Origin of the sequence: Pseudanabaena sp. 'Roaring Creek' (genome assembly GCF_001402795.1) — a bacterium.
GTDB lineage: Bacteria > Cyanobacteriota > Cyanobacteriia > Pseudanabaenales > Pseudanabaenaceae > Pseudanabaena.
The window spans coordinates 1-10,822 of the sequence record NZ_LIRE01000182.1; the positions used below are offsets into that span (position 1 = coordinate 1).

The 10,822-nt window shown below is 43.6% G+C and carries 5 protein-coding genes and 4 pseudogenes; 6 read left to right on the forward strand and 3 right to left on the reverse strand.

Annotated elements, in window-relative coordinates:
• Positions 1-29 precede the first annotated feature (29 nt).
• Positions 30-442, forward strand: a pseudogene (locus AC805_RS25135) (transposase); the annotation flags it as partial.
• Between the two features lie 35 nt (positions 443-477).
• Here AC805_RS25135 and AC805_RS05740 read toward each other — a convergent pair.
• Both AC805_RS05740 and AC805_RS25140 read right to left on the reverse strand, forming a co-directional pair.
• A pseudogene (locus AC805_RS05740) lies at positions 478-981 on the reverse strand (transposase); the annotation flags it as partial.
• A 75-nt stretch (positions 982-1,056) separates the two neighbouring features.
• Positions 1,057-2,034: pseudogene (locus tag AC805_RS25140) on the reverse strand (IS1 family transposase).
• A 383-nt stretch (positions 2,035-2,417) separates the two neighbouring features.
• Here AC805_RS25140 and AC805_RS05760 point away from each other — a divergent pair.
• From AC805_RS05760 to AC805_RS05780, 5 genes are all read left to right on the forward strand, one after another.
• Entirely contained in the window at positions 2,418-4,679 is a 2,262-nt protein-coding gene (locus AC805_RS05760) for a DUF4139 domain-containing protein (RefSeq protein WP_055074528.1), read from the forward strand.
• 2 nt (positions 4,680-4,681) lie between these two features.
• On the forward strand, positions 4,682-6,265 hold the full coding sequence (locus AC805_RS05765; RefSeq protein ID WP_055074529.1) for a mucoidy inhibitor MuiA family protein: 1,584 nt from the start codon (positions 4,682-4,684) through the stop codon (positions 6,263-6,265).
• 174 nt (positions 6,266-6,439) lie between these two features.
• A complete protein-coding gene (locus AC805_RS05770; protein WP_055074530.1) occupies positions 6,440-6,787 on the forward strand; it encodes a hypothetical protein in 348 nt (115 codons plus the stop codon).
• Positions 6,788-6,818: 31 nt separating this feature from the next.
• Positions 6,819-8,285, forward strand: a complete 1,467-nt coding sequence (locus AC805_RS05775; protein ID WP_055074531.1) for a pitrilysin family protein — start codon at positions 6,819-6,821, stop codon at positions 8,283-8,285.
• A gap of 38 nt (positions 8,286-8,323) precedes the next feature.
• Entirely contained in the window at positions 8,324-10,171 is a 1,848-nt protein-coding gene (locus tag AC805_RS05780) for a tetratricopeptide repeat protein (protein ID WP_156341317.1), read from the forward strand.
• Between the two features lie 212 nt (positions 10,172-10,383).
• Here the strand turns inward: AC805_RS05780 and AC805_RS05785 are convergent.
• Positions 10,384-10,822: pseudogene (locus tag AC805_RS05785) on the reverse strand (transposase); the annotation flags it as partial.

Here is a 10,822-nt window from a genome sequence, read left to right on the forward strand (position 1 = left end):
CAGTTCGACAAGCTCACTGACCACGCAAGCAGGTTTGTGCCGATCTCAAGGCTATTTATGCTGCGGCAACGGAATCGGAGGCGGAGTTTAACCTCGAACTCTTTGCTGAGAAATGGGACAAGCAATATCCATCAATCTCCAAGTCTTGGCGCAGTCATTGGGCGAACATTATCCCCTTCTTTGCTTTCCCACCTGAGATTCGCAGGGCGATTTACACCACCAATGCGATTGAGTCAATGAATAGCAGTTTGCGGAAGGTGATTAAATCTCAACAGATTTTTCCTCCCTTGGTCAGTGAGCTTGTCGAACTGATGAGGCTGCTTTCAAGCTGGTTTATTTGGCGATGCGGAATATTTCTAAGAAATGGACAATGCCCATTCGCGATTGGAAACCCGCCCTTAATCGATTTGCTATCCTCTTTGAGGATCGTCTCCACATCTAGCTCCTAGACTTTACACATTTTACTTGACAGTCTCATAAATCTCGACATACTTGTCCCAGTTGGAATGCACCTCTTTGGGCGGCTGTCTCAAAACTACTGATCCGCTCGTGACATAACGGAATTGCCCAACTCCCTTCCATCTCTGGCACCCAACCCAAGGTACTGTAGTCATGCCCTAACACGATCGGTTTATTACCTTCAACCAAATTCGGTTGATGTACAAAGCTCCTGTCTTTTAACGTTTTGGCGTGTGGTCTTCCCCATCCTGTATGGTCTCCTGCTAGCAAGGGGCGGATGTCTTTTGGTATTTGTTCCACGCACAGTCGTCTGAGTCTTCCTCGTCTCGGACGACTATCTTTTAATGATTCATACAGACTTGACCATTTCCTGCGATACACCGCAGATAATGATAATTCGGCAAAGGACTTTACGCTTGGACTGGTTAATACTGCATCCATCAGGTCAAATATTGCATCCCGTCCGTTCCCTAAAAATCTATATACCTGTTGACGAAAGTCCTGTAGTTTATCAATAATCATGGCTGTAGATGTCCTTTTTCTTTTTCATCTACTTTAGGCAGTTTGTATCTCTTTTACTCTGCCTTTTTTCCTTTTTTAGTCTAAACTCCAGGAGAGCAACTCCAGCATGGAAAGCGGTCGATGATATAGCCCGATCGCCATAGCAGGAGTCTTCTTCCCTAAGCCCCCATGGGGTCTCACCCAGTTGTGAACTAATCTTTGCACAGTGACTGCTCGTTGCAATCCTTCGGTATTCTTAGCATATAGGTTTTGTCTACGGCGATAAGCGCTACACCTCCTTCTCAAGGCACTGTTGTTTGCTTCGTTATGATTGGCATGAACGTCACTCTTATCGCTAATAGCCGTATAGGGATGCTCTGGTTTGAGCCATGCGACACGACGATTGCCCTGTGAACCTTTAATTTTGATAGCAACTTCCAAGCCATGTCGCCATACTTTCCGATGTCCATACTCATGGCTTACTTCGGTGGATGTGAGGCGCACACTTGCCATTTGCCATAGTTGTTGGGCGTAGCGTCTTTCTCCATCGGTAAACCATCGGATGTATTGACTTGCCTTTGCCCATTGCCATGCTGTTTTGGTTGCTTTAGCAAATAACTCAGTGGTTTTGAGTCCTGCCTTGGCAACAATCCAATAGCGACTCCTATGTTCGATGAATGTCACTGTCCATCCTTTTGACTTTGAGGGGGGGAAGGTTCTCGCCTACGCGAGTGTAAACCTCATCTCCCTCGACTGTTATATCTCCTCCTGCTGGGGCATCTGAACTCCATTGCTGTGACTGGGTTGCCAATTTTTGCTCCCATCTCATGATGCTGACATGGGATTTTTCTAGTACTCTCCCACTGGCGCTGATTCCCATCCCTTCACTCCTCATCTTCAGGGCTAAGGATACGCACTCGCTGGTGTTCTCAGCCTTGACATTGGCGTTCCTGTCCTTTCACTAAATCTCTTGCCGCATCCTTTACACAAATAGTTCTGGATAGCTTTGCCATCTTGGTGGTGATGTTTGCCGTTTTTGATTGTCTTTTGGCTCTGGCAGTGGGGGCATTCCATACTTTTTTTCCTTTCCTCTGCTTCTATTTTCTCATACCACTAATTCAATGACCAGTGCCCTCTTTACCAAGATATCGACTCTGTTTATCTCGTTCGCAAGCACTTAATCCATTTTCCTGAAAAGCCCATGTATGTTTTAACAATTAAATGCAAGCATTCTTTCTGGACAAAGTTTCGTTTGAGTTCTAGAGCTTTAAAAAAAGAAGGTAAAACGATCGCAAAAATTGTCAAAGAAATTCAGTTTAAATGTTATACATATGTAACGGTGTTTGCATCTGACAATAGTTTCAATAAAGAAGAATTTAGATATGTACTTTCAGAAAGTTATCTAAAGAAAGTCACAGAACAATCAATTTATCAGTCCCAATCCTAACCCAAAAACTATGTCAATTGTTCAGCTTACTTCCAAAATTGATAAGGCGAAAGTATATGCTCAAGGCTCAACTGTGACCCGATTGGCCAGTTTGTCAGCGATTTCATGGCAAGGAGAAAACACTGAAGTGGAGATTGTTGGATTGCCTCTAGCCATAGATGATGCAAGTGTGCGTGTACGTGTTGAGCCTAGTGCTGCGAACGAAAATGTGAGTGCTGATAGTGTAATAGTTACAGATGTAAGGGTTGGCTTGAGCGTTCCACCGCCGCCCGAAATCTCGCTGTCATCGTTAGAAGCAGAAATTCAAACCGCTAAAGTAGAGGTCGATCGCCTAGAAGATTTGCAGAGCGCGATCGATTTAGAAATCCTAATTTTGAGTGAGTTGCATGTCCCCGATCGCCCCATAGGTGAAGAAGGAAAAGCACCACCTCAATCTCCCACAGGGGCGAGACTAGCCTTAGCAAATTTTAAGGACGAACAAAAGCAACTCCGCATTCAAGAAAAGCGGGAACTCCAAGAAAAATTACGCAAGGCTCAGGAACATTTCGCCGACCTCCAACAGAAACAATTCCTTGCCTCCAATGCCAATGTTGCCAAGGAACACGATCTACTCAAAACCATTATTGCGCGTCTCCATATTAGCGATATTCAAACCGCAGCGCTGCCATCCCCTGAGAGCCTGCAACTAGTGGTGGAATATTTTATCAATGGAGCAAGGTGGACACCCACCTATGTTTGCCGTCTCAATAGTGCTACCAATACCGCAGCGATCGCTGTACGAGCCTTGATCGCTCAGCGTACAGGCGAGGATTGGAATGGTGTGCAGATCGAACTTTCTACAGCAACACCCACAGGCTGGTGCGAGTTGCCTGAATTGCCTTCTTTACGCTTAGGGCGATCGCAAACATTGCCGAGTAAAAAGGCTTGGCGCAGTCCTCCTAAAGGTGCAGAACTTCTATTTGAAGACTACGATCGCCAAAAACAGGTTCAAGACAACGAGCATGTTGTGCAGTTGAGCGATCTAACTGGTGAACCCCTGAAAGTCCCAACCATCAATCAACTAATGGGTATACCAAAATTTCCATTTTTTAAACGGATAGTCACCCACTTAGACAAGAGAGAAGAGTTATCTTTCTCTGAATTAGAGGCATTGCTTGGCGGTGTTTCTAAACCTGCACCAGCCGTTAATGATGATTTTAACGATCTAGAGATGCTAAGCGCCTCATTTAGCAAAAATGTTGCACCTGGAGGGGTGAGATCTCCATCTCCTAAATCACCAATGATGGTTAGGAGTATAGGTAGTCAAGCAGCAATGATGGCTCCCCATGCAGATGAATATAGAGGTAGAGGAGGTGATCCAATTCCCGAACCGATTTTTGATCCTAGTGCGGATATTAAAAATTATGGGCTAATGCGTTTAGCCGAACCTAGCAATACTAGACAACGCGGAAAACTAAGTATTCCCGATCCGAGGACGCTCTATTTAGAATCGCTCCAACGTTGGCAGATGACAGTTAACTTTGAGATTGAGACAGTCTTGCAAACGGCTTTTGATCGCACTTTTTGCAATCAAGTTCTCCCACGCTTTGGCTCAAGCAATATTCGTAAGGAAGTTGGTAATTTTGACTTTGTTTATTTGGGTACTGGACGGATTGATGTGCCTTCCGATGGTCAGTATCATTCTGTTGCTCTATTGCAAGAGAATGCAGAAATTGATATTCGTTATATCGTCGTACCTAGAGAAGATGCAAATGTCTTCCGTATTGCCCAACTTCGTAATCCTCTGAATGCGCCATTGCTTTTAGGACTTGCTGACATCTATGTTGATGGACAATATATTCTCTCAAAGACAATCGCAACAGTGCCGCCGAGAGGGCAAATGGAATTAGCTTTGAGTGTAGAGCAGGCAATAAAAGTTGCTCGTAACACCTCTTTTAAAGAAGTGCGATCGGGTATGAGTCTTGTGTCTTTTAATGAACTGCGCCACAGCATTCATATCGCGATCGCCAATCGTATGGGTAGAGTTGCCAAAATTGAAGTCCGCGAACGTATTCCCATCCCGCAACCCGATGCAAAGGTTGATGTCAATGTCACCCAAGTAACCCCCGCTTGGGAAAAATACGAGCAGCAGGAACGTAATGAACCAATTAAAGGTGGTTATCGCTGGCAAATCGAAGTTCCCGCAGGTGGTGAAAGGGAATTAACCGCCGATTACACCATCAAGACCTTTGTAGACAATGAACTAGTTAATGGAAATAGGAGAGAGGAATAGCTATGCAATCAACGGAAATTCAAGCCCTAACCCTCGATGCTCCCGTCACTACTGTCACCTTACTGGAAGATCGCGCTCAAGCCCAACGCATTGGCAAAGCCACCTTGACGGCGGGTTTGTGGCGAGTAAAGGTCGATCGCGTTGCACCCGTACTTTCCGATAAGTCCCTTCGCGCTGAATTTACTGGCACTGAATTTACTGGTGATGTTAATTCAAGGGTTAATGATGTGCGCGTGCGCCGTCGGATGTTAATCAAGGAAAGCGATCGCACTGGATTAGTGGAAGAGTTAAAAAAAGAATGGCGATCGCAGTACGATCGGTACCAAGTTCTCACCGAAGATCGACAATATCTCGAAGAACAATTCGAGCAAATTGGCACGATTTTAGCAAAAGCCTTGCAGGAGTTACCCATTGATGCCGCTTGGGGACAGGTCGATCCGATGGCATGGCGATCGCAACTACAGCCAATCTTTCAGCGACTCCGAGACATTCGTAGTGAGATCCTGAATACATACCACGCTCAAACCCAACTTCAAGAAGCGATCACTCGATTAGTCAAACGCATCCAATCCGAAGCAAGCCCTGACACAATTTATACCGCTTATTTGGAGGCAGATTTAGCGATCGCCCAAACAGGTGAATACGAACTTGCCTTTGATTATGTTGTTCCTAATGCCCTTTGGCGACCATACCACCAAGCTCAGTTGCAAATGGGAGAGAATTCACAGTTAACCTTCCGAACCGATGGCTGTGTCTGGCAAAACACAGGCGAAGACTGGCTAAATGTGGATTTAGTCTTTTCCACTGCTCGCGCTTCCCTTGGCACAGAGCCACCTTTGCTAGCTGACGATCTGCTTAACATTCGCGAAAAGTCAAAAAAGATTGCCGTAGAACTGCGCGATCAAACTGTCAAAACTACGGGTTTAGGCGCGGAAACCAGAGCAACCGATACGATTGATTTACCATCGGTTGATGATGGCGGTGAAGTTCGCTCGATCCGCGCCTCTCGCAAAGCTAACGTTCCCTCCGATGGCAGACCTTACCGCGTACCTCTATTTCAATTTCAATCTTCTGCTACAATTGAGCGCGTTCTCATGCCCGAACTTGCGTTACAGGTCGTTCTCAAGAGCGAACAAACTAATAGGGCTAACTTACCAATTTTGGCGGGTCCTGTCGATCTCGTGAGGTCTACAGAATACGTCGGACGGACGACAGTATCTTTTGTCGCCCCACAGGAAAAATTTGCCCTTGGTTGGGGAACAGATGCGACGATGAGAGTACAGCGCACTACATCCAAAAAGCGCGATAAAAATCACCTCACCCAATGGAATACCATTATCAATACCATCAATATTTTTCTTTCAAATATTGGCGATGAAGTTAGAGAAATTATGCTAACCGAACGGGTTCCTGTCTCTGAACTGGAGAAAGTCAAGATTGAAGTCGTACAAGATGAAACTAACGATCGCTTTCAGCCCGATGCTAATGGTTTCTGTAATTGGCATTTACAACTTCCTCCCTATTCCCAAACCAAGGTCAACCTAGTCTACAAAGTTGCTGCTGCTCCTGATGTAGAAGGTTTATGAAATGTAAAAATCGGCTCTCAAGTAAATCGATACGCATATCTGTTGATTAGCGATCGCTATCACAAGATAGGTATGCTGATAAACACATAAGAGCAAGGACTGCGATCACCTATTCATATTGAGAAATATTGGATAATAGCCCCAAGTTAGCCATATCTTTGTAGAGAGACTATCATGAGTAAAACGACTTGGAATATTCTCGGTATCCTTACCATTGTGGCGGGTATCCTACTGTTCATGCCAGCCCCAGAAAGATTTGCAGCCTTACCTCCAGAACAGCGTCCTACATTTATAGCAGGTGGGGTTTTAATTTTGGCAGTACTTGGCGCGATCGCTAGTACCTGCTTCTTTCCTCAGTCACGTCCTGTCACCTTACGGATTTTAGGAGCGATTGGCATAGCATCTTGCATATTTACTCTAATCGACGGTGCTCATCAAGGAAACTTTTCTAGATTTGCCGTAACGCTTGGATTTTGGCTACCAGGGTCAGTTTATCTGGTAGTTAAAGGCAAAATGACTTAGATAATTAACCACATCAACCATCCATAAACCAATGAATTTAATTCGAGATTTAGTTTTATTTCCTCTATTACTATGCGTTGCTAGCACGACCATACCTAAATCTCTAGAAGCTAAATCGAATCCATCAATTCCCCTAGAACGCTATCAACTAGCCAATGGCTTGCGTGTGTGGCATCAATATCGACCTGACAGCAAATCTGTGATTGTCTATCTGGTAATAAAAACTGGCTCGCGGAATGAAACTGCTGCCAATAATGGGATTTCTCACTATGTCGAGCATATGGTCTTTACGGGTACAGAGCGTTGGAATGAAGAACAGGTTAAAGATACTATCTCTAACATTGGTGGGTCATGGAATGGTTGGACAGATAGGGAGCAGACTGGCTACTATGCACTGGTTGCCGATCGCGATATCTCAACAGATTTAGATTGGCTATCGCAAATAGTCTTTCATCCGACATTTCCTGTAGATAAGGTGGAGAAAGAGCGCCATGTGGTTTTCCAAGAAAAGGGAGGACAGTATGGATGGTTGATCAATCAGTTAGAAGCATGGGGCTATGGCTACGATCTTAGTCGAGAAGTGGAAAAAGCATTATTCCCAAATTCCACTTTGACAATGAGTGTGATTGGAGAAGAGGAGTCCCTGAAGCGAATCGATCGCAATATGCTGCTGGATTATTACAAACAGCATTACACCACTGAGAATGCGACTCTGATCGTGGTTGGCAATGTTGAGCCATCACAATTGAAACCTTTGGTGACAAATTACTTTGGTGATTTGCGATCGCAAGGGAAACCCAACACAATTACCACTGCAATCCCAGCCAATCAAGGAACCTATCGCATCAAAGTTGCGGGACCAATGCTCAACGATCAAATTCGCTTAATGACAGGAGCTCAGACTGTCGGTGATAAACATCGCGATCGCTGGAGTCTTGATGTTTTAGCGAAAATGATGAATCGTGATTTAACAGATGAGATTCGCACAAAGCGGGGCTTGGTTTATAGTCTATCGGCTTATAACAATAGTTATGAGGATGTGGGATATTTCGCAGTCTTTACTCGTTCCGAAGAAAAACATCGAGATACGATTTTACAACTCATTGATAGCTATATAGAGAATGTCCGACAAGGCAAAGTAGATGAAAAACGTTTAGCAGAAGCGAAAACAGCGTTAATTCGGTCTTGGCTGATCTCACGAGAAGGTAATGGCGCGATCGCAGGTTCATTGGTATCTTGGTCAGCTATACTCTCAAATACGGAACCGATCCCAGATTATGTCTCAGAAATTGAGAAGGTTTCGGCAAAGGATCTCGTTCGCGTTGTCCAAACCTATTTTGTGCCACAACATCGTTTTGTAGCAATACATCAGCCTGCCATTACTTTAATCGTTGGGTTACAAATTGCTGGGATAGTCATTATCATTGTTGTAGGAGGATTCATTATCTATAAAATATGGCGGCGGAAAAAGGTCACGAAAGAAGTTAATTCTCTCTAAGTAATCTTGAAGAATTAAGAGTAAGTAAGGTGATTTATATGAGCTTCATTACACAAGAAAGATTAATAAGTGGATTCGGCGTTCTTTTTTTATGTGCCAGCTCTCCGATGGCTAGTTTAGCTAAAGCTTCTGAGCTATCCAGCAACATCAAGATGGGCGGTATTCCTACTATTTGTCATTTACAAAGGTTGAAAACGATTACTGACCCGACAAAACAAGTCTCAATCTTAGCTCTCCAAGTCAGACGCTATCGGCTAGCCAATCAAGATCGACTTATCTTGCAACTAGTTAATGGCATGGACAAGAAGCAATTTCCCGAAATTCAAGCAGAGGAATTGATACAGTTTGCGTACCATTATCTAGAAGTAAAGGAACCTGAAAAAGCAGTTTCTGTGCTTAATCAAGCATTCCAGTTATTGCAAAATGATTTGTCATCAATTATCGATAATGAGCAATATCGATTGCAAACACTTTTCTTTTATAGAGAGAAGTACGATCTTTTGGCAAGCTTAGGAATGCTTTTTATCGAAGCAAAACAGCCAGAACTGGCAGAGGCATCTCTTTTACAAGGACTAAATATCAAACAACAAAAACTCAATGAATCGCCAAGAGACAATGTTGAGTATATGGTGAAAATTGCCCAAGGATTATTTGCATTAGGAAAGCAAGAACAGGCGATCGCTCTGTTAGACAAAAGTTTAGAAGTTATCCAATCTCTCAAAAAAAGTAATAGTGGAAGAGATAGGCAAGAATGGCTAATTTTGTTGAACAATCTCAGTTGGGAATATCGCGCGATCGGAAAGGTTATTAAAGCCGACCAGTTATTTTCCCAAAGTCTTGATTATGCCAACTCCTTTAGCAACCCCGTAAGTAAAGTCTGGTGGCTATCGATAATTGCAGAAAGAACTTATTTTCCACCTTCTGAATCAAATTCTACCGATGAACGTCAAGCTAAATTGAAGCAGATATTTGGCAAGATTTTACAGACTGTACGCTCGAATCAAAGCACTGAGATGACGAAATTTATTACCTATGCCTTAGCCGCAGAATGGTTACAGTTTTCAGGAGTGGAATCAGCAATGCAGATAGTCAATACTGTCGCCGATCCAGTAGAGCGCTTTAAAGTCGTATCTCCCATTTTAGAGAACATTCGCAGCGAAAATGCTAACAAAGATATCGATCTGCTCGTACCGTTATTACAAGAAGCAGAATCTATAGCACGAACAATTCCATCGAATACCGATCGCGATCAAGCTTGGAGCGTCATTGCTAATACCTACGCCAAGTTAGGTCAATCTCAAACAGCTCTACAGAAGATCGATCTGATACAGTCAATGGAGCAAAAACAACAGGCTTTGATTGATGTGGCAGATAACCTAGCCCGAAATCTCCAGCCCGATTTAGCTCTCAGTCTGGTCAGGGATTTACCAAATAATTTGGTGCAGCAAGTTTTATACGACTCAATGCTGTCCTATCTCAAGAATGGAAAGCTAGAAACCGCCCTAAGTCTACAAGGTCGTTTATCCCAAGATTATCAAAAATTTACTTTAACGAATCTAGCAGAAGCTTCAGCTAAGGCTGGACGCACCACCCAAGCATTGAAACTATTGCAACAAATCACCGAAACTCGCTGGCGATCTGAAACCTTAATTTCGATTGTCAATCAATCTCTCAATGTCGGCGATCTCGATCGGGCATTAGTGTTTGCTCAACAGATGCCTCAGTCTTCAGAAGTAGATATTTCTTCCAAGTCTTTATTTGCATTAGAGGAAATTGCGATCGCCTATGCGGAATCAGGACAATACGACAAAGCAATACAAGTATCGCTATCTCTCCAAGATCCCTCAATATCTCAATTAGCAATCTGCGCCAAGCGATCGCCATAGAAACAAGCGTTTGGCAAATTGCGTATATACTCATTTGCCAAATAAAAAATCAATTGACTAAGTGGATGTTACGCTCGAATCTATAAAAAGCCTAAATAGGGCTTGCTGAAAAAGAGACTAAGCGGAAAGTAAGAGGTAAAGAGGAAGAGAATCATACTTTGCCTGTCTACTAGGAAATTGCCAAGAAAAAGAATTAAAGCTACGGATTGCTTTTACAAAAGGAAGAAGCAAGAGTTGGGAGCCAAATATAAGCAAAGAAAAACAGAAAAAAACAAGCCACTTGAGCAGCGATTCCAAATTCATCACCAAGAAAGTGATAGCGATCGCTGTTTCCGAAGTATGAGCCAATTTAGTCACGACGCAGTCTAATCCAAAGCGACGTTTAGCCTGCCCAAACTTACCTTCAATTTGATTGCGAATCTTAGCATCTTCAAGAGATTGCTTACGAACAGCCGCCCTATCATCCGTCACAGGTCTACCCAAAGGCGGAGCCGTGATGCGAATACCGAGATTTCGGCAATAAGCGCGATTGCGGCGATTACGATAAATCTGGTCAACATAAACTGATTCGGGATAATGACCAAAACGAGTTCTAAACAATTCCACCTGAGTCGGCAGATCTCCCGATTCATTGAAATTATCCCAACTGAG

Bases quoted from the DNA above. Each gene is read 5' to 3' on its own strand.
- AC805_RS05765 (WP_055074529.1), top strand. From the start codon at position 4,682: ATGCAATCAACGGAAATTCAAGCCCTAACCCTCGATGCTCCCGTCACT.
- AC805_RS05780 (WP_156341317.1), top strand. From the start codon at position 8,324: ATGAGCTTCATTACACAAGAAAGATTAATAAGTGGATTCGGCGTTCTT.
- AC805_RS05760 (WP_055074528.1), top strand. From the start codon at position 2,418: ATGTCAATTGTTCAGCTTACTTCCAAAATTGATAAGGCGAAAGTATAT.
- AC805_RS05770 (WP_055074530.1), top strand. From the start codon at position 6,440: ATGAGTAAAACGACTTGGAATATTCTCGGTATCCTTACCATTGTGGCG.
- AC805_RS05775 (WP_055074531.1), top strand. From the start codon at position 6,819: ATGAATTTAATTCGAGATTTAGTTTTATTTCCTCTATTACTATGCGTT.